Source organism: Stieleria bergensis (assembly GCA_007745635.1).
Taxonomy (GTDB): Bacteria; Planctomycetota; Planctomycetia; order Pirellulales; family Pirellulaceae; genus Stieleria; species Stieleria bergensis.
Window position 1 is genome coordinate 4,993,498 of sequence record CP036272.1, and the last position, 20,361, is coordinate 5,013,858.

A 20,361-nucleotide genomic window follows, 5' to 3' on the forward strand; every position below is an offset into this window, starting at 1 on the left:
TTGATTGCCGCCGGGCATGGGCCAAATTTTAACGCCGTAGACTTCAGCGAATTTAAATCACTTTCCTTTGGGCTTTGCACGTGTCGAACGTAATTCCTGTAAAAAACGCGTTGATCAGCGTCAGTGACAAACTTGGTTTGGCCGATTTGGCGGTTGGCCTTCAGCGGGCAGGAGTCAAGATTTACAGCACTGGCGGGACTCGCAAGCACCTGGAACAGGTCGGTGTCGAAGTCCTGGATGTCGCTGAATACACGGGCTTTCCCGAAATGCTTGACGGCCGCGTCAAAACTCTGCACCCCAAAGTGTTCGGTGGCATCTTGGCCCGTCGTGACAGCGACGAACACATGGATGCGATCACCGAGCACGACATCGTCCCCTTTGACTTGGTCGTGGTCAATTTGTACCCCTTTGCCGCCACGGTCGCTCGCCCCGGTGCGACGTTCCAGGAATGCGTCGAACAGATTGACATTGGCGGCCCCAGCTTGGTTCGTGCGGCTGCCAAAAACCATGGCGATGTTGCCGTGGCCACCAGCCCCGAGCAGTACGGCGAAATCCTAGAGCAGCTCGAATCCGGTGGCACCACTGACGCACTGCGCCGGCAATTGGCCGCCGATGCGTTTGATCACACTGCGGCCTACGATCGTGCGATTACCGATTACATGCGTGGCGACTCGATCGCCGGCGAGTTTCCCTCGTCGATGCACATCGCGCTGCGTCGCAAGTCGAAACTTCGCTACGGCGAAAACCCTCATCAACGAGCTGCCTTGTACGTCGACCCTTCGATTCGCAATGCCAACTTGGTTTCCGCTCGTCAGCTGAGCGGCAAAGAGCTCTCCTACAACAACTTGCTGGACTTGGACTCTGCCCTGGAAATTGTGCGGTCGTTCACCAAACCAGCTGTCTCGGTCATCAAGCACAACAACCCTTGCGGCGCGGCCACCGATGATGTGCTTGCCGAAGCCTGCCAAAAAGCGCTCGACGGAGACCCGCTGAGTGCCTTTGGCTCGGTCCTGGGATTCAACAAGACCGTTGACTTGGCAACCGCCGAAAAGCTCTGTGAACCCGGTTTATTCATTGAAGCCATCGTTGCCCCGGACTTCGAAGCCGGTGCCGTTGGCATGCTGACCACCCGACCGCGCTGGCGAAACAACGTTCGCCTGATGCAGGTTGGCCTTTTGGAAGACACCACAACGGGCATTCAAAAGCGCTTCATCAGCGGCGGGATGCTGGTCCAAGACGGCGACCAGACCGCTCGCTCACGAGCCGAATGGAAAACGGTCACCGAAACGAAAGTGGAAGACGACTTATGGGACGACGTTCAGTTCGGCTGGGACATGGTTCGCCACGTCAAGAGTAACGCCATCGTCCTGGCCAGCAACGCCTCACTGATCGGCGTGGGTGCAGGCCAAATGAGTCGCGTGGACAGCGTTGAAATCGCGATCGATAAAGCCGGCGACCGAACCAACGGAGCGATCCTGGCATCCGACGCATTCTTCCCGTTCCCAGATTCTATCGAAGCCGCCGCAGAAGCCGGTGTTGTCGCTGTGATTCAACCCGGTGGTTCCCGACGCGACGAAGAAGTCATCGAAGCCTGCGACAAGCTTGGCGTGGCGATGGTCTTCACCGGACGCCGTCACTTCAAACACTGATCGACGCTCTAGAACCCATTTCCGCATGACCATTCTCGATGAGATCCTGATCAAGACCCGGCAGACGATTGCTCGGGACCAAGCTTCGGCAAGCGCCGCCGATCTTGAAGCTCGTGTCAAAGATCTGCCAGCATGCTTGGATTTCCACGCTGCTCTTGATGCGGGCTCGGCAGTCAACGTGATCGCGGAAGTCAAACGCGCCAGCCCATCGGCCGGCCTGATCCGCGATGATTTTGAACCGGTTCAGATCGCGAAGTGTTACGTTGATGGCGGTGCGTCCTGCATCAGCGTGCTGACCGATGAGCCCTTCTTTCAGGGATCGCTGAGCTTCTTGCAACAGATCCGCAAAGCCGTCTCGATCCCGCTGCTGCGGAAAGACTTCATTGTCGATCGCTATCAATTACTACAGGCTCGTGAAAGTGGAGCCGATTGCGTGTTGCTGATCGCAGAATGCTTGTCGCCCGAAGAACTGCTAACGCTGCATCAGCAAGCTGCAGAGCTGGGCATGCAAACGCTGATTGAACTCTTCGAACCCAGCAACTTGGACGCCGTGCTGGCAACAGGAACCAAGTTAGTTGGCATCAACAACCGCGACTTGCGCACCTTTCAAACCACGTTGCAACACACTCTGGACCTCTGTCCACAGATCCCTGACGATCGGTTGATCGTCGGCGAAAGCGGGATCCGCACGCACCAAGACCTTCAAGAATTGGCGACCGGTGGCGTGAAAGCCGTCTTGGTCGGCGAATCGCTGATGCGTCAAGACGATGTCACGGAAGCCTTAAAGCGTCTCCGAGGCGTTTCCGCTTAGCACCGATCAACTTCGTCGGGTGCCGTGCTTGCACGCACCAATCAACTCGCGGCTGGGCATTGTTGCCGTTGCAAGCACGAAGCAGGCATCAATCCTTCTCTGGCTTGATCCGCAAAACCTTGGCGATGATGATCGACAGCGGTGCGGCACCGAAGCTCAGCAGCGCCCCCATCTTGACCGAATCCTGAATCGGCCCCGCCACCGGGAAGGCAGCACTGGACACGAACAGAGCCACCGTGAATCCGATCCCGGCCACAGCGCCAAGGGTGACCACGTGACGGTAGTCCATGCCCGCAGGCTTTTCCAACTTGAACCCCTTCTCAGCCAGCAAGGTCATCAAGGTGATCCCCAGCGGCTTACCGATCAACAGGCCAGCCAACACCAGCCAGGTTCCATTGCCAAGACTGCTTAGGATCACGCCCGCGTTGACCAAACCAAACAGCCCCAGGATGCACTCGACCGGCGTTTTCCAGAAATGCTCAAATTCATTCAGCGTGTCGGTGCGTCTTGCTTCACCGGATGCAAAGACACCTAAATCAGTGTGAGCATGAGGCAGGAAGGGAATGATTGGCACCAGCCCCAAGGCGGCGTGCACGTGAGCGTTGTAAAAGGAGAACCAGGACATCACGCCGGGCACCAAGAAGTAGGCCCAGTGCGATGTGATCTTCATTTTCTTCATGACAAAGGCCAACGCCATCGCAGCGACTGAAAGCCCCAGCCACTGCAACTCGATCGGAGCCTGTGGATAGAACACCGCCAAGATTGCCAAACCCGCGGCGTCATCAGCGATCGCTAGCAACAGCAAAAACGCGATCGCAGGATGCGAGCCACCAAAAATCATCCGCGCCACCAAGTAACTAAAGGCGATGTCGGTCGCACAAGGCACTGCCCAGCCACGCCCCAAATCGCTCATCGAGCCCGTGAAGTAGCAACCACCAACATAGACCAATGCCGGTCCAGCGATTCCGCCCACAGTCGCCATCAAGGGTGTCGCTGCTTTTCGAGGGTTCGACAACGAGCCACCGGGAAGCATCGATTCCCAGACTTCTTTAGCAGCAATCGCAAAGAACAGCGCCATCAAAACATCGTTGACAATGAACAACAAGTTGTACCAATTGTGTCCACTGTGCTCATCGTCACTGTGCTCATCGTCACTGTGGCTGACACCATCTTTGTGGTCATCCTGATCCGCGTGCTTGTCATCCGAATCGGAGCCCACCGCTGTGCCTTCCGCGTCTGATGCCTTGTCACTGTCAGTGGAGTGATCGTCAGCGTTCGAATTCGAATCATGCTGATCGGAGATCACAGGCGGCGTTTCGGCATGATGGTCGTCACCACCGCCCCACAGCGTACGCACATCAAAGTGAATGAATTCCTGGTAGCTGGTGCTGCCATTTTTGGCCGCTGCGTTGGCCCAGACCAAAGCAATCACCGCACCCAGAATCAACAGGATGGAGTTGTCAATCAGGAAGCGGATGATGCCGCCCTTAGCTTTTGTATCGTCGTGCCCAGACATGAAGGATTCGATGGTGCAGCGGAAGGGAAAGGGGATGGATAACGGGACTGACTGTGATTGGGAGACCTGCAGTCAAGCCAAGCCAGAACCCGCGCAAGTTCAGTCGGCGCAGATTCTAGCGATTATGTCATTCTGTGAGCAGGGTACCTAGCATCAATCAAAACGTTGCTGCCAAACTTCATCCATCCGTCAATCGAACTGCGCCGCAGCGCTGGATGGTTGATGGTCTGCCAATCAGGTCAGGTTTAATGTAGGTGCGCAGTAAGTGGCTCACTGCAGATCCAGTGCGGTTGCGACAGGGGAATTCATGGAGTCCCTCGTCCGCGGCCAACCTGCATGTCAACGAAACGCTTGACAAGTCACTGAAACTCAGCTCGCGATCTGCTGGTAACGTACCAAGTCATCGGGGTGACCAGAGACATTGCCCACGAGAATCGTAGAAGCTTTGGCCACGCTTTCCGAAAAAGGCCAAGTTGAGAGCAGGGCTGAGGCGTCTCCCTCACAAACCTTCGGACATTGATCGGAAACAAAGCGTGCGACGAAAACAAAGCACCTATTCCCCAGCACCTAGTCAGCGCATCTGGCTGCCAGCTGATCGCCTCCGTGTTGGGGCTCTCCGTGTTGGGGCTCTCCGTGTTGGGGCTCTCCGTGTTGGGGCTCTCCGTGTTGGCCCTCAGTGGCGCGACGGGACTTGCGTCACTGGTTTGCAGTTTTGACCGCAGTTCGATCTGAAAACCGATTTGTCAAACGGGCCCGCAGCAAAGCGAGGCAACCACCGTCAGCGGTAGCTGTGATGCGTCACGGTGTTCACGGGGACTTGCCGCTGACTGTCGGTACTCTCCGAGGCGACTCCTTGGCTGGCGCGCTGACTGACTGGGCGGATGGCGTTCCTTGGGGGGCAAGCAACCGGTCTACCCATCGATGGCGTTGTGCGCAGAATGAATGGATTCGTCTGATTGCGGAGAACTCGCCGATGGCGGGACCGAGCGGAACTGATGGGGTGCGACAAAGTTGTGTGACGCGTTGGATGCGACGCGTCATGTTGAATCTGCAAGGGCGTCAAATTGTGAAGCTGCAAAGAAATGCCGACCAAGCTTTGCCCCGTAATTGTCGTTGCTGCTTCAGGGCGTTAAACTCTTGCTAGGAAAGAACGACTTGCGTCAATGGCGAACCTGCCAACGGCGTAGTGACGCCAATCGGCAATTCCTTCTCACAGCCGGGGATTTGCCCTTTCTGGCACACAGAACGTGCCCTTAGCAGGTGTGCGAACGGACGGATTTCCTTAATAATGCAGCGATAGCATGCTGCGCCCAATCACACGTTGGTGCCCCCGCTTGGGAGTTCCGCCGTGCGGGCGTCGCGCCCCTCGTTTGCCGCGAGACATACACAGCGAATGTAACTGCGGATTTTGCTCCGCTTGGCCGCTCTCTTGGAACACGGATTACTCGATGACCTCCAGTTTGAACCTTGAAACCGAAAACTCTGGAACTGTTCGCTTGACCAGTGAAGGACAGGATCTTGAGATGCCTGTCGTCCGAGGATCGGAGGGCGAACAAGGCATCGACATCTCCACGCTACGCCGCGACTCTGGGCTGGTGACTTTGGACGAAGGCTTCGTCAACACCGGCAGCACGCGAAGCGCGATCACCTTTTTGGATGGCGAAAAGGGAGTGTTGCGGTATCGTGGTTATCCCATCGAAGACTTAGCTGCCAACTGTGACTTCATTGAAGTTGCCTACCTGTTGATTCATGGCGAACTGCCTAACGCTGAACAAGCGGCCAACTTTCGCAGCGGCATCCGTCATCACACGATGATCCATGAGGACATGCGGTCGTTCTACAACGGCTTTCCGCGTGATGCTCACCCGATGGCGATTCTTAGCAGCGTGGTCGGAGCCCTGTCGACGTTCTACCAGGACTCAATGCAAGTTGATGATCCCGATCAGGTTGAAATCTCGATCTATCGCCTGCTGGCCAAACTGCCCACCATTGCGGCGTACAGCCACAAAAAATCCATCGGCCAGCCGTTTGTGTACCCGAACAACTCGCTGGATTACTGCGAGAACTTCTTGCACATGATGTTCGCCACCCCGGCGCACGAGCACTTGGTGGATCCCGATTTCGCCGAGGCGCTAAACTTGCTGTTGATCGTGCATGCCGATCACGAACAAAACTGCAGTACATCAACGGTTCGAATGGTTGGCAGCAGCAACGCGAACCTGTTTGCTTCGATCTCCGCTGGGATCTGTGCTCTGTGGGGACCGCTTCATGGTGGTGCCAATGAAGCCTGCGTCAACATGCTTGATCAAATCGCTGCTGACGGTGGCAACGTGAAGAAGTACGTCGACATGGCCAAGGACAAAAACAACAGCTTCCGCTTAATGGGCTTTGGACACCGCGTCTACAAGAGCTTCGACCCGCGAGCGACCATCATTCGTGCTTGCTGTGATAAGTTGCTTGCCAAACTGGAAATCAATGATCCGCTGTTCGAAGTCGCTCAAGAGTTGCAAGAGTACGCGTTGAAGGACGAATACTTCGTCGAACGCAAGCTGTATCCAAACGTTGATTTCTATTCCGGCGTGATCTACCGAGCCATGGGCATTCCGGTGCAAATGTTCACCGTCCTGTTCGCCATCGGCCGCTTGCCCGGCTGGATCGCTCACTGGAAAGAACTGCACAACACCCCTGGCAAACGAATCTATCGTCCTCGCCAAATCTATACCGGCAGCACCGAACGCAAGGTCCCGCCAATCGAAGAGCGATAGGGGTTTTCCCTACAAATAGCCTGCTCATGGGGTTTTGATCGCTGATGAAGCTGGGCCGGCAGCTCGTCAGATTAGAACCTGTATCGGTTAGGAGACAGGTTCACCGCCCAAATGTGCCGAACCACCAAAAACTCTTCACACTGTTGCTTGATGCACTGAATTCTTCAGCGGCAGATTCCGATTCTCGGTTGCAGGGGAATGTTACCTCTTTCGCCGTGGAAAGATTCAGTGCCGCAAAGTTCATTTCTGTCAGACGTTTCAGTCCTGGTCCCAGTGATTCGAGAAGACTCTCTTTTCGAAGAAACACTGGCGAGCGTCCTACAGCATCGCCAACCAGGCCAGCAAATCGTTGTCGTTCATAACGGCAGCTACGATGATCCGTTTGAACTGGCAGGCGAAGTCAAATTCGCGACGGCGAGGTCAGCGAATCTGGTCGACCTGATTCGCGACGGCTTAGCGGCCGTCGATGCTCCACTGGTCCACGTGATTGCCCCGGGAATGATCGCCACCGAGGGCTGGCTGGACGCGTCGAACGACGTCTTTGCCGATCCCCAAACAGCAGCTTGGATCCCTGACCTGATCGCCGCCGACGGAACCTTAACCACCGCAGGCTGGGCTGATACACCGCGTCGCCTGTGCCAACCGGGCCAGCGTGGCGCTGCTCTGCAGGTCGCCGGTTTCTACCTGGACGGCTTCACGATGCGAACCACGTTGCTGTATCAATTGTTCGAAGTGGTCGCCCCGGCGTTGTACGATCCGTTGCTGGTGAGCTATGCCTTTGGATGCTTATTGCATCGCACCGGCGCCCTGCTCGACCAAGCTCAGGGATGCACCCTTGAGCAACATCCTCAAGCGTCAACCGAGCACCGCTTCGAGAGCGACAGCCGTCTCCAGCGCGGACGCGACTTGGCTGCCATTCAGGCCTTGGTTCTCAATGAATCGTTTTCCGTGGGTGGCTTCACCGGCTTGGCCGCATCGCTCTTTGGCGGCTCGGGAGCGATCGCAGAAACCGTTGGCATGTCCCGTTATCAGCAGTCCTTGCCGATGATGCGTCGTGCCATCGATGTGCAAGGGTTTGATCTTTCGCAAGAGCAGGGCGTGCAAGCCGGATTCCGCCGCGCCGCCTAGAGTGCCCCATTAGCCGCTGGCTGTTAGGCCCGGTTTCTTGCAGACCCAGTGGCCAGTACAATCGAATTGCGATTATTTTCCAGCAATGCAGCTGGCAAACAGATGATCACACCTTCCCAGGGCACAGAACGAGGGCCAGATGAACCTTCCCAACCAACTACCGACCATCGGTTGGCGTGAGTGGGTACGGCTACCCGACCTGGGACTTCGCTTCGTGAAAGTAAAGGTCGATACGGGTGCCGCCTCTTCCAGTTTACATGCGGTTGACATTGAGGAATTCGAGCGTGATGGCCAATGTTGGGTTCGCTTTGCCACACATCCTGTGCAACGAAATCGCACCAAGGTAGCCCATGCAGAGGCTCCGGTGATCGAGTTCCGCTCGGTTCGCAGCTCCAGTGGCGAATCCTCATTACGGCCAGTAATCATGACGGAAGTCGTGCTGCTTGAGCAACGCTGGCCAATTGAATTGACACTCGCAAACCGCGATGAAATGGGCTTTCGAATGCTGCTGGGACGACAAGCCATTCGGGGGCGATTTTTGGTGGATGCTGGCGGCTCTTACCACAGTGCTCGCCCCAAACGACGCAGATCCAACCAGCCCTAGGATGCACCTCCGCGTCACGCGGGAAATTACGAACAGCTCCCCGTCCCTCCACAAACAGCTTTCATTCGGCAAAACGTTGCCTCTGCCTTTCAGGATGCAAGATGAAACTCGGCATATTGTCCTGTAGCCCGCAATGCTATAGCACGCGTCGTCTGCGAGAAGCCGCTGAACAGCGTGGGCACAAAGTCAAGGTGCTCAACACTCTCAAATTTGCCATCGACTTGGAGGAGGGTGAACCGGACCTGTTCTTCCGCCGCAAGCAACTCTCGCACTATGACGCAGTGCTGCCAAGGATCGGAGCGTCCATCACTTATTTCGGCACGGCTGTCGTCCGTCAGTTTGAACAGATGGACGTGTTCTGCGCAAACTCATCGAGTGGAATTTCGAACTCTAGGGACAAGCTCCGCAGCCTGCAGATCCTGAGCCGACATCAAATTGGTATTCCACAGACCACCTTTGTCCGCGATCGCAAAGATGTTATTCCCGCAATTGAACGCGTCGGTGGCGCTCCGGTCATCATCAAGCTGATTGAAGGAACTCAGGGTATCGGTGTCCTGCTGGCGGAATCCAATTCTGCAGCGCATTCGATGATCGAATTGTTTCAAAGTCAGAAACAAAGTGTGCTGATCCAAAAATTTGTTGCCGAAAGCAAAGGACGTGACATTCGCGCGTTCGTCGTTGGCGACCAAGTCGTTGGAGCAATGCGGCGTGTTGCCCAAGGACAGGAGTTTCGGAGCAATGTGCATCGCGGTGGAATCACTGACTCGGTCCGCTTGGATTCCGCGTACAGCGAAACCGCCATTCGCGCTGCACAAATCATGGGACTGCGAGTCGCTGGCGTGGACATGCTGGAAGGCAAAGATGGTCCACAGATCATGGAAGTCAACTCGTCGCCTGGCCTTGAAGGCATTGAACGCTGCACGCAACTTGACATTGCTGGAGCAATCATGGACTACATGGCTGCTCAGGTTGACTTCCCTGAAATTGACTTGCGTCAACGGCTGACCGTGAGTCGCGGTTATGGCGTCGCGGAGATCCTTATTCCGGAGGGATCCAACTACATCGGCCAAGAACTCGGTCGCTCTAGCCTACGCGATCGAGATATCAATGTACTGACCCTTTATCGAGATTCGAAGGTCATCCCGAATCCACGACAGGACCGCCAACTCCAATCCGGCGATCGACTGCTATGCTTTGGCAAACTGGAGTTGATGCGCGACCTCATCCCTGCAAAAACGCGCCGGAAACGTCGCCCTAAAGTGGCCGTTCTACCAGAACTGCCGGTTGCTGATGAGGTCCACGTCGACCACGAAGTCACTCAAGTTGACCAAGAAGAATCGCGTCGACAGCATTCCGAGGAAGAAGTTTGACCCTGCTCAGTAATCACTTGATCACTGGCAGTTTCACCTCGCCGACGTCCTGACCATCGGCTTCGCTGCTGCAACCGCCACCGCAACATCCGCCCCCAGAGCTTTCGGCGTCGGGATCTTGATAGTTGGCGGTGTCAAAGTGCTTGGTATAAGTACCAAAATCGTTGAAGGCATACTTCTTGGCCCAGCGATACACGAAACTTCGCTCGGGGATTTCATCACCGGGCTGATACTGACTGCGACGCGGCGAGACATTCTTGAGCTCTTCGATCACGCCACCGCGAATCGTGGTGTCACGGGCGTTGTGTTTCTCTGCCAAGTCAACCAGCAGATCCGGTCGTTCCATGATCACGCAGCCACGTGTATTCTGTGCCGTCAGTTCACGGAAGTCACGCAGAAACTCCGAGTCGTTAAAGGTGTCAGCAAGCGGCTTGTCGTCATAGATTGATTCTGCGGCCAGTTGAATGACCGGGCAAGGTTCCAAATCACCCTTGGGACCCACATGGTGCGTGAACCCAGTTGCGGCCGGACAAAGTGCGTTGCCAGCATCATCATGATAGGCATCGACAACAATGATTGGCTTGGTGGCACGCGTGTCGACGACGAACTGACGAACGCGACGTTGCTCTTCGCTATTGAGCGCCAGTTGTGGGTTGGGTTCGGGACCCACGGGACGATAAATGTGGTACCAGCAATACATCACACCCATTTCAATCAAGCGATCCACCCAAGCGTCTCGCACCAAGTCATCAAGGTTCGTTTTACAAACGCTGGTGCAAACACCCACCAACAGATTGTGTTTGAGCGCGGTCTCAAGCCCCTTCATCGTTTGATTCAGCACCCCGTCGCGACCACGGCGTTGATCGCTAATGATCTCGGTCCCTTCGACACTGATCAGCGGTGTGACGTTGCCGCAGCGTTTCAGTTCAGCGGCCACTTCATCGGTAATGAAGTGCCCGTTGGTGAAAACTTGAAAATACACGTCGCGGTTCTGACGAAAGATCTCCAGTAAGTCTTTGTGCATGAACGGCTCACCGCCCAGGATTCCAAAGAAGCTATTCCCTTTGGCTTTGGCTTGGCGAATGGTTTCGTTGACCGCGTCGACTTCGATCTTCTCTTGCTTGGCCGCCACGTCAACCCAGCACCCCTGGCAACGCAGGTTGCAACTGTTGATCACCGACAAGTACAGGAACGGTGGAAAGAACTCACCCCGTTTCAGTCGCCGCTTGTGCCGATGCACGCTAAGCAGCCCTTTGACGCCCAGAATCCAGGCCGCCTTGGCCAGCAAACGTTTATCAGTTTCAAAAAGGAATCGTTTGGCGAGACGCAAATACATAGTGGAACGCGATCCGCTGAAGGACGGAGAGAATCGGTGGGGCACGGTGAGGCCGCACTTGGATACCTCCATCATACCAAGCCGGCCATCAATTACACCCAACAGAAGCCAAATCTTGAAGCGGGAATTCGGCAAAGTCACTCCACAGCTGATCCAAATTGACCGCAGAAGTCGGGACCATCGCGAGCTCGGCCAACCGAGATCGCCGCTCCATGATCTGCCCCGCCCCCCCCGACAAATGTCCTCCCAGTCCGACTTCGCTGACGGCTTGCTGCCCGCCGCCGAGCGCCAGAGCACCATTGAGCGTCGCCATTTCCAAAACAGCTAGCGGAGACAGATCCTGGCGATGCTTGAACAGGAACTGCACCTCTTTCCAAAGACTGAGATCCGGATTGCTGGCTCGTGAATCGGTCCCCAAAGCAACGTTCACTCCGGATCCCAACAACTGCGCAACGGGATGTTTTCGATGCTGGAAAAAGTGATGTGTCCGCGGACAATACACGACGCTCAAGTTGCCATGCCCGCTAATGGCGTCAATCTCGTCCGGCTGCAAATCATTCCCATGAACAAGCAACGCTCGGGGCGCCTGAGCGAGTAACTTGATTAAGTCAACAACCACCTGGCTGCCAGACCAAGGGAAAAGCCCCGGCATCCAAAGACCAGCCGCTTGCAGTGTCTCTGCAAACGGACCCGTCCCCGTTTCCAGAAGCTCACGCTCATCAGGAGATTCACAAACGTGCATCGCCAATGCACATGCCCACTGCTTGGCTTGCTGCACACAGCGTTTGATCAAAGGCCACGGTGTTGAGTAAGGCGCGTGTGGACTGATTGCCGGCGCCGGGCAACCTGCAGGCTGGAGCGTTTTGAACTGCTCGAGTGCGGCGTCAAACCGTTCCTCAGAACGCGGTGGATTGAGCCCCAGGACCTCGGCAAAACTGACCACCGCAGGAACAGGATTGCTCGGATCCATCAACGGATAAGCCGATGGTGAAGTCGCGATGTCACCGATCATGGCGGTCCCTGCTTGAATGCATTCCTGCAACCCAAGCTCGATCGCCGCGTTGCGTTGCTCACCAGTCCCTACGCCTCGGGCCGCAATGACTTGACCAATCCAAGCTGACAACGGCACCCCAGGTTCACCGATCGGCACCGGGCAATCACTGAACTCCAGGTGCGTGTGTGCGTTGACCATTTTGGGCAGCACCGCCACCTTGCCAAGATCGATGCAGTTCGCAGCCGCCTGGTCGCCACGATCGAAACGCCCCACCTCGATCACCACTCCGTCCACCACGCGCAAGAAGCCGTCCTGAATCACGGGCTGGCTGATGGGCAAAATCCAGGCAGCGCGATAGACTGCCGGCGCGGCAGTGGTGCCAGCGCGATCGCTAGGCAGTGTCTGGCTATTCTGGGCCTGGCTATTTTGGGACTGGCTGTGCATGTGACGCTCACACGTTTCCTTCACTGACTTGAATCGAGTTTTCGCTGTGCAATCGTCGCCCTCAGAACCGCCGATCGGACAACGCTTGCAACAATCATTCTATGATCGCCCGACGGCCACCGTCGCCCGCGAACTGATTGGCATGCTCCTTCTGCATCGCCTCCATGCTGTAACGAACGCCGCTGTAACGAACGCCGCTGCTATTGATCCAGACAACTCACCATGGTTGGGCGGCCGGATTGTGGAAACAGAAGCCTATCTTGCCGAGCGGGATTTAGCTAGCCACTCCTCTCGCGGGCTAACACCCAGCAATCGATCGATGTTTCAGGCGGCGGGCACGTTCTACGTGTATCCCATTCACGCCAAGCATTGCCTTAACGCCGTCACCGAAGCAAACGGCGTTGGTGCGGCAGTGTTGATTCGCGCCATTGAGCCATTGTGGGGCCTGAGCTGGATGCAAACCCGTCGCGGCCAACAAGATCCGCTTAAGCTGACGCGTGGACCGGCCATGCTGGCACAAGCATTGGCGATCACGCGAGACGATGATGGACGCTGCTTGGTGACGGACCCGGATTTGGGAATCTTTTCGAACCAGCAAACCAAACCTCCAACCGTCAAACGCACGGTCCGCATTGGTGTTTCCAAATCCAAATCAAGACTGCTGCGATTCGTCGACCAGCACTCAAAGTATCTCAGCCGACCGTTTAGCAAACGCCGATAGACATCCGTTGACCAACAGCCACGCAAAGCAAGGTACCGCAAACAAGACGGTCTAACGCACTTGGACCGGGCTTTGCAGATACGCGATCAGGTCCCGCACTTGCGCGTCACTTAGACTGTTGAGCATCCCCTCGGGCATCGGCGAGAGCATGGTTTGTTTCATCGTTTCTATCGACTGCGTGGGCAGCGTTTCTCTTCGTGTCGGCGTTTGCAACACCAGCGTTTGGTCGTTCTTTAAAACCAACAGACCATTGAGCACGCGACCGTCCTCGGTGACCACAACGGTCATGCGATGATCTTTGCCGACCACGGCACTGGGATCGAGCAAATTGATCAGCAGATAATCGAGGCTCTGACGCTGCGATCCAGTGAGATCCGGACCGATCTGTTCCCCTTGACCAAACAACCGATGACACTGTGAACACGTTTTTGTAAATAGCTGCCGTCCCTTCGCGAGGTCAGCACCGGCCAGGACTTCCGCTGTCAACTTTTCTTTCCACTGATCGATGAGCTCCTGCTTCTCTTCGCTGGTTTCTCGTAGCGATCCCCATTTCGCAGTCAGCTTGGCACTCAACTCTGGATCATCAAACGCCAGAATCTGACGCGCGTGAAAGGCATTGACTGCCGCACTGGGAATCGGGTCCTTGGCAGCGTCCAATTGATCAAGCAAGGCATGCGCAAAGACAGGCCGCGAAGCCAAGATCTCGATCAATCCCTCGCGATCATTCGGATGAAAGCGGCGATAAGCATTTGCCAAGCGTTCGGCGGCGCGTGGATCGTTGCTAAGCGCCAGCCCGCGAGCTGCCACAGCATTGATCTCGCGTTCGGTGATCAAGGACTCACAAATCGAACGCAAGGTCTTCGGACGAGCGTTGATCAATGATTGCAGAGCTTCCATCCTGGTTTGCAGAGGCTGTTTTTTGTTGAGCACCAGCTGGCGCAACTGATCGATGGACAAGCCATCACCGAATAGCTGCGATAACCGTGCCACGATGGCCTGCTGCTTGGCCACCGAATCAAGCATTTTAAATTCAGTCCAATGTTCCGGTTGCTGTGCCCGCAGCCAGCCCTTGGTTTGCTGATCCATGCCCATTAAGACCGCTAGCTGCAAGGCAGCCGGCATCGTCTCAGCACGCTTTAGCAATCCCGCCAGCGCTTCTGGATCCGAGTTACATTTAGAAACAAGCCCTCGTGTGATCCAAGTCAATGTGTTGGGCCAGGTGCAGTCAGCGGCAACGCTGGCCAGTCCTTCCAGGTCGCCGTCGACCAGAGGCATCAAGCCAAACCAAACCATCGCTGGAAGATCACGATCCTCTGCCAGGCTTGCGTCACTGACCATTAACGTTGCCAACGCACTTCGTTTCTCAAGTGGCAGACGCTGCAACGTGGATGCCAAGGCCAGCTTAACCAATCCAGAGGAATCGTGTTTGGCAACGCGCAGCAACTGCTGATAGGTGGCCTGGTCATCGGGATACTTCACGTTTTTCATTGGCCCCATCAAGGTATCCAAGGGCCAACGATCGGTCAGCAGACGAATCGCCCACACGCGAACGTTTTCGTTGGGATCATCCAGTAACGCATGGAGTCGCTCGGTAGTCACTTTGCCTGCTTGATAATCAAGCCACAAGTCAGGTAGTTTTCCCGAACCGGCTAAGCACATGGGCTTGGCGAAGCGTTGTGCCTGGGCAACCGCACGTTTGTCACCTGGTGTTCGCTGGTAATGAAGTTTATAGATTCTTCCGCTGGTCCGATGAACGCCGGTATGGTCATGGCATTCGCCTGTGTCGCTCCAATCTAAAACGTAAGCATCACCGTCCGGTCCGGTTTGAATTTCAAGCCCTCGAAAAAACGCATCCTTGGCGAGCATAAAATCTGGCTCGTGCGAACCGACGTAGCCGCTTCCCTGTCGCCGCAGTGATTCCACATTTGCTCGTTTGCCATGCTGATTCAAGGTAAACAGTTTGTCGTGATAGTTTGCTGGCCAACGATCCGATTGGTAAATCATCATCCCGATATGGGCGTGCCCGCCGCCTAAATCGTTCGCCGCTCCATCGCGACTTTGCTGCCACGATCCATTGCGATCATAGTGATAGTGGTCGGCAATCATGTCCAAGCGTTCAAAGACAAATGGATTGCGACTCTCTCCAAAGGACTCGATAAAGTGAGCACCGGGGATACAGTGCCACAAGTGACCGATCACGGTGTTAATAAAGAACAGTTCACCGTTCTTATCCCAGTCGTGCCCCCAAGGATTCACAGTGCCGTGAGTCAACACTTCGACGGTTTTGTGCTGGGGATGATAACGCCAGATCCCACCATCAATGGGCACTCGCTGTTCATCGAGGGTTCCCGGTGCGCCGATCCGACCGGGACAAGAATGACCGCAGCGACCATACAGCCAGCCATCGGGCCCCCAACGCAGACCGTTAGCAAAGTTGTGATAGTTGCTGCTCGACACCGTAAAGCCATCCAGAACAACTTGTGCCGGGCCATCGGGTTTGGCATCGCCATCGGCATCCGGAATGAACAACAATTGCGGCGGGCACATCAACCACACTCCACCACGTCCAACTTCTACGCTGGTCAGCATTTGCACTTGATCGGTAAAGACTTGCCGCTGATCGGCTTTGCCGTCTCCGTTGGTGTCCTTCAGGACGATCACGCGGTCACGCAAGCTAAGGTCAAAATGCTGCTTTCGGTCTGAATACGTGTAGTTCTCGGCAACCCACATTCGTTGCTGGTCGTCCCACGCCATCGCGATGGGGTTCCTTACATCGGGTTCGCTGGCAAAGACTTGGGCTTCAAAGCCAGCGGGCAACTGCATCGACGCGGCAGCTTCCGCAGCAGGCATCGGCTGATCATCGTTGGCCGTTTCATTGTTCGTCACCTCGGGAAAGTCATCCCCTTCTGCGTCTGAACAACCAAGATTGGTCAACAGCAAAATCGCCATCAATGCCACCGGCATCACGCGGGCAGCAAACAGGCACAGCAAGCTTAGGAAAGCATCAAACACACTGAGCGAGCGATGGTTCATGGTGAGAGGCCGATGGCGGAAGATCGGTTGAAAGCAGGCGGGAAATAGTCGACTCGGAACGTTGCCCCGAAATGGTGGCGACATCACACAAGAGCCGTTCATCGAACGCTACAGTTTACACGATTGTCGGCCTCCCGAAGCGGGGAATCCAAAGCTGTCTTGCGTTGGGTTGTGCGGCGCGATATTCACGCATTCAACGGAGTTTTTGTGGCATAATCGCCAAGATTCCCCAAGCCCCTGCGGACGCCTTGATTAAACGGGCTAAAATGCGATCAGAGCTTGGCGAACCAATCGAGGCCACCGGCGGATCCAGATTCGGACGGATTTGCGTTCGAGCCATGATTTAGCTTCTGGAATGCCTACTCTCCCAGCCGGGAATTCAATTCCCCCCTGCCCTTCCCTCCTTCCATTTGACGCTGTTGCAGAATCCGTCCGCTGGACGCGATTTTGATCGGAATCTCATGTTTGCAAATAATGATCGCCCTCTGAGTGACGGCCTGTCCATGAAGAACCTCCTCTTGGCACTGTCGGTTTGTGTATCCACTGCCGCACTGGGTCACGTCACCGCACTCGCAGATGATGTCGCCAGTGATCCAGAGGCTAGTGATCTCGATGCCAGCGCCATTCATTTCAACCGACACATTCGACCGATCCTGTTCGGCAAGTGTGTCATCTGCCATGGCCCCGATGAGAACGAGCGTGCAGCCGGGTTGCGTTTAGACACGTTCGAAGGTGCCTGTGAAGACATGGGCGGTTACGCGGCCATCGTTCCCGGCAATGCCGAGGACAGCGAAATCATTCTCCGCATCTGCACCGACGACCCTGACGCGCGGATGCCACCGACTGGCAAAGCAGATCCATTGACCCAGGCAGAGATTGACCTGCTGACCCGCTGGATCAACCAAGGCGCCAAGTACGATGTGCATTGGTCGTATCAAAAGCCAACCCAGCCGAAGTTGCCTGAGGTCAAACAGAAGGATTGGGCGATCAATGCAATCGATCATTTTACGTTGGCCAAAATGGAAGCCGCTGGCCTGTCGCCATCACCGATGGCCAACAAACTCGCCCTCGCTCGGCGAGTCGCATTGGACGTTACGGGCCTGCCGCCAACCTGGGAACAAGCCAAGGCCTTTGCCGAAGACACCCACGAAGACGCCTACGAACGTTACGTCGACCAACTGTTAGCCAGCCCTGCCTTCGGCGAGCGTTGGGCACGGGTCTGGTTGGACTTGGCTCGCTACGCTGACTCAGCCGGCTACGCTGATGATCCAGCGCGCACGATTTGGGGTTACCGCGATTATGTGATCCGCTCACTGAACGCGAACAAGCCCTTTGATCAATTCACCATCGAACAGATCGCTGGCGACTTACTGGACAACCCGACGGAGGAGCAACTGATCGCGACGGCCTTTCACCGCAATACATTGACCAACAATGAAGGCGGAACAAACGACGAAGAGTTTCGCAATGTTGCGGTGGTCGATCGCGTGAACACCACCATGGCCGTCTGGATGGGCACCACGATGGCATGTGCTCAGTGCCACACGCACAAGTACGACCCCATCACTCAAGAGGAATACTTTCGCTTTTTCGCGTTTTTCAATCAGAGCGAAGACGCGGATCGTCGCAATGAAAGCCCGGTGATTGAAGTCTGGTCCCAAGAGCAAAAGCAACGCAAGCAAGCCTTGACGGATGAAATCGCAACGCTTCAGCAGACGCTAAAGACCACCACACCAGCAATCGACAAGCAGCGTCAGGCCTGGGTGAAACAAATGCAGACAGCGCCGCAGTGGCGCCCCGCCCAATATGCCGACGTGAGTAGCGGCCGCGAGCTCCAACACGACGAAGAGGGCTGGATCAAGCCCGCCAAGGACGACACGCTGGAGAACGACACCTACGAGATCACTTTGTCAACGACCAAGGACCACCCGATCACCGGCCTCCAGCTGCAAACCGGAACCGAGCAGGCTCGCAACTTTGTCCTGTCACAAGTGACGGCCAATTGGAAGCCCCTCCAAGCCTCACCGGTAACTGCACAATTCGTCCGCGTCACCGTGCCCGGAAAGAACCGCTTTGTTCATCTGGCTGAAATCCAGGTCTTCCAAGGGGACAACAATGTGGCCGTGAAAGGCAAGGCCAGCCAAAGTTCACAGTATCAAGGCGCCGCAGCCTCGCGTGTGAACGATGGAAACACAAATGGCGACTACAACGCCCAATCGGTCCAACACACCGAATCGCAAGACAGCCCTTGGGTGGAGATCGACCTGGGCAAACCGCTGCCCATTGATCGCATTGCTCTTTGGAATCGCACCGATGGTGGCGCTGCGATTGCCGACCGAATCAAAGGCTATCAAGTGAGCTTGCTCGATGGCGAACGCAACGAAATCTGGACTCAGTCGCCTGGCACGGTGCCTCAGCCCAGTACGGAATTCAGCCTGTCCGGACAACGCGCTGTCGGTATCAGCGTCGCCAGCGCTGACTTCGAACAATCTGGATTCGATGCCGCATCCGTGTTGACGAAGAAGCTCGATCCCAACAAGGGTTGGGCGATTGCTGACCAAGTCGGAAAACAACATGAGCTGACCCTGGTGTTGTCTTCCCCGTTGCCTGCAGAGCCAGGGGAACTGCTCATCACGCTCAAACAGCAATCGAAACACAAGTCTCACCTCCTGGATCATTTTCGATTCTTGGAAACGGAAAACGATGACTTGTCCCGGTGGGCCAAAGTCCCCTCTGACGTCCGCCGCGTGCTGCTAACTGAAAACGAGTCACTGACCGATGCACAGCAACAGCGACTGGTCGACTATTACTTGTCCATTGCCACTGAACTGGATCCGGTTCGAACCTCTTTGCAGAATGCGGAAAAACAACTGGCCGGGCTGCGTGCCATCACCACCGTTCCCGTGATGCGTCAACTGGCTGAAAATCGACGTCGCGAGACGAAGATTCAACTGCGTGGCAACTATCAGTCCACCGGCGACGAAGTGCACGAAGGCACGCCAGTTGCGTTTCACAAAATCAAGCAAGCCAACGCGGATGCCTTGCCAACGCGACTCGATTTAGCCAACTGGTTAGTCGACCCCGAAAACCCGCTGACGGCCCGAGTGATTGTCAATCGTCACTGGGAACAGTTGTTCGGGATTGGGATTGTCGAAACCAGCGAAGAGTTTGGATCTCAAGGAGAACCACCATCGCACCCAGGCCTGCTTGACTATCTAGCGGTGGACTTGCAAGCCAACGGCTGGGACTTAAAACGTTTGATCAAACAAATGGTCCTGTCGGCAACGTATCGCCAAAGCAGCGTGACGAACGCCGATGCGTATGCTGCTGATCCTGGCAACCGATTGCTGACACGGGGGCCGCGATTCCGTGTCTCGGCGGAAATGGTTCGTGACCAAGCCTTGATGGTTGCTGGCTTGCTTAGCGAGAAACAATTTGGTCCTCCCGTCAAACCACCACAACCAAACCTTGGCCTGAAAGCCGCCTTTGGTTCCGGGACCGACTGGAAAACCAGTGGGGGCGAAGACAAATACCGAAGAGGACTTTATACGACCTGGCGTCGCAGTAGTCCGTATCCTTCCATGGCTCAGTTTGACGCACCAAACCGGGAAGTTTGTACGGTTCGTCGGATCCGCACCAATACACCGTTGCAAGCCTTGGTGACTCTCAATGACCCCGTCTATGTGGAAGCCGCCCAGGCCTTTGCACGCCTGATCCTTGAACAAGACAGCTCTGATGAAGCACGGATACGCTTCGCCTTTCAGCGAGCACTGATTCGTCCAGCGAGCGACGCTGAAATCGCTTCAATCTTGCGTTTGGTTGAACAAGTCAAAGTGCATTTCGAAGACAAATCGGACGAGGCAGTGAAACTGGCCACTGCTCCACTTGGAGCATTGCCCGCCGAAGCCGACGTCGTCGAGCATGCTGCCTGGACGGTGGCTGCCAACGTGATTCTGAACCTCGACGAACTGTTTATGAAACGCTAATGCC

At 55.8% G+C, this 20,361-nt stretch carries 12 protein-coding genes; 8 read left to right on the plus strand and 4 right to left on the minus strand.

What is annotated here, in order from left to right:
• The first annotated feature begins 80 nt into the window (after positions 1-80).
• Both purH and trpC read left to right on the plus strand, forming a co-directional pair.
• Positions 81-1,649 carry a bifunctional phosphoribosylaminoimidazolecarboxamide formyltransferase/IMP cyclohydrolase gene (gene purH / locus SV7mr_RS17485; RefSeq protein WP_145275062.1) on the plus strand — a complete coding sequence of 523 codons (1,569 nt, stop codon included), beginning with the start codon at positions 81-83 and terminating at the stop codon, positions 1,647-1,649.
• Between the two features lie 25 nt (positions 1,650-1,674).
• Positions 1,675-2,460 (plus strand): indole-3-glycerol phosphate synthase TrpC, encoded by a 786-nt coding sequence (gene trpC, locus SV7mr_RS17490; protein ID WP_145275065.1) that lies wholly within the window; start codon positions 1,675-1,677, stop codon positions 2,458-2,460.
• Between the two features lie 88 nt (positions 2,461-2,548).
• Here the strand turns inward: trpC and SV7mr_RS17495 are convergent, their stop codons facing one another.
• The gene (locus tag SV7mr_RS17495; protein ID WP_145275069.1) at positions 2,549-3,976 is read right to left on the minus strand and encodes a Na+/H+ antiporter NhaA; all 1,428 of its coding nucleotides are present in this window, start codon (positions 3,974-3,976) and stop codon (positions 2,549-2,551) included.
• Between the two features lie 1,448 nt (positions 3,977-5,424).
• Between SV7mr_RS17495 and SV7mr_RS17500 the strand changes: the two genes are divergently transcribed.
• From SV7mr_RS17500 to SV7mr_RS17515, 4 genes are all read left to right on the plus strand, one after another.
• On the plus strand, positions 5,425-6,741 hold the full coding sequence (locus SV7mr_RS17500; RefSeq protein ID WP_145275072.1) for a citrate synthase: 1,317 nt from the start codon (positions 5,425-5,427) through the stop codon (positions 6,739-6,741).
• A gap of 228 nt (positions 6,742-6,969) precedes the next feature.
• On the plus strand, positions 6,970-7,869 hold the full coding sequence (locus tag SV7mr_RS17505) for a glycosyltransferase family 2 protein (protein WP_145275075.1): 900 nt from the start codon (positions 6,970-6,972) through the stop codon (positions 7,867-7,869).
• A gap of 139 nt (positions 7,870-8,008) precedes the next feature.
• Positions 8,009-8,473 (plus strand): ATP-dependent zinc protease family protein, encoded by a 465-nt coding sequence (locus SV7mr_RS17510; protein WP_145275080.1) that lies wholly within the window; start codon positions 8,009-8,011, stop codon positions 8,471-8,473.
• 101 nt (positions 8,474-8,574) lie between these two features.
• A complete protein-coding gene (locus SV7mr_RS17515; RefSeq protein ID WP_145275083.1) occupies positions 8,575-9,843 on the plus strand; it encodes a RimK family alpha-L-glutamate ligase in 1,269 nt (422 codons plus the stop codon).
• A 13-nt stretch (positions 9,844-9,856) separates the two neighbouring features.
• Here the strand turns inward: SV7mr_RS17515 and SV7mr_RS17520 are convergent, their stop codons facing one another.
• Entirely contained in the window at positions 9,857-11,179 is a 1,323-nt protein-coding gene (locus SV7mr_RS17520) for a radical SAM protein (protein ID WP_145275086.1), read from the minus strand.
• An 88-nt stretch (positions 11,180-11,267) separates the two neighbouring features.
• The gene (locus SV7mr_RS17525) at positions 11,268-12,617 is read right to left on the minus strand and encodes an amidohydrolase family protein (RefSeq protein ID WP_419187536.1); all 1,350 of its coding nucleotides are present in this window, start codon (positions 12,615-12,617) and stop codon (positions 11,268-11,270) included.
• A 46-nt stretch (positions 12,618-12,663) separates the two neighbouring features.
• Here SV7mr_RS17525 and SV7mr_RS17530 point away from each other — a divergent pair, with 46 nt between their 5' ends.
• On the plus strand, positions 12,664-13,338 hold the full coding sequence (locus SV7mr_RS17530) for a DNA-3-methyladenine glycosylase (RefSeq protein WP_419187537.1): 675 nt from the start codon (positions 12,664-12,666) through the stop codon (positions 13,336-13,338).
• 51 nt (positions 13,339-13,389) lie between these two features.
• Here the strand turns inward: SV7mr_RS17530 and SV7mr_RS17535 are convergent, their stop codons facing one another.
• The gene (locus SV7mr_RS17535) at positions 13,390-16,371 is read right to left on the minus strand and encodes a PVC-type heme-binding CxxCH protein (protein WP_419187538.1); all 2,982 of its coding nucleotides are present in this window, start codon (positions 16,369-16,371) and stop codon (positions 13,390-13,392) included.
• Positions 16,372-16,832: 461 nt separating this feature from the next.
• On the opposite strand from SV7mr_RS17535, the gene SV7mr_RS17540 reads away from it, so the two are divergent.
• On the plus strand, positions 16,833-20,357 hold the full coding sequence (locus SV7mr_RS17540) for a DUF1553 domain-containing protein (protein ID WP_419187539.1): 3,525 nt from the start codon (positions 16,833-16,835) through the stop codon (positions 20,355-20,357).
• The last annotated feature ends 4 nt before the right edge of the window (positions 20,358-20,361 follow it).

Excerpts from the sequence above, each read along its gene's own strand:
- trpC (WP_145275065.1), top strand. The coding sequence starts at position 1,675 with ATGACCATTCTCGATGAGATCCTGATCAAGACCCGGCAGACGATTGCT.
- SV7mr_RS17495 (WP_145275069.1), bottom strand. The coding sequence starts at position 3,976 with ATGTCTGGGCACGACGATACAAAAGCTAAGGGCGGCATCATCCGCTTC.
- SV7mr_RS17500 (WP_145275072.1), top strand. The coding sequence starts at position 5,425 with ATGACCTCCAGTTTGAACCTTGAAACCGAAAACTCTGGAACTGTTCGC.
- SV7mr_RS17510 (WP_145275080.1), top strand. The coding sequence starts at position 8,009 with ATGAACCTTCCCAACCAACTACCGACCATCGGTTGGCGTGAGTGGGTA.
- SV7mr_RS17515 (WP_145275083.1), top strand. The coding sequence starts at position 8,575 with ATGAAACTCGGCATATTGTCCTGTAGCCCGCAATGCTATAGCACGCGT.
- SV7mr_RS17520 (WP_145275086.1), bottom strand. The coding sequence starts at position 11,179 with ATGTATTTGCGTCTCGCCAAACGATTCCTTTTTGAAACTGATAAACGT.
- SV7mr_RS17525 (WP_419187536.1), bottom strand. The coding sequence starts at position 12,617 with ATGCACAGCCAGTCCCAAAATAGCCAGGCCCAGAATAGCCAGACACTG.
- SV7mr_RS17535 (WP_419187538.1), bottom strand. The coding sequence starts at position 16,371 with ATGAACCATCGCTCGCTCAGTGTGTTTGATGCTTTCCTAAGCTTGCTG.
- SV7mr_RS17540 (WP_419187539.1), top strand. The coding sequence starts at position 16,833 with ATGTTTGCAAATAATGATCGCCCTCTGAGTGACGGCCTGTCCATGAAG.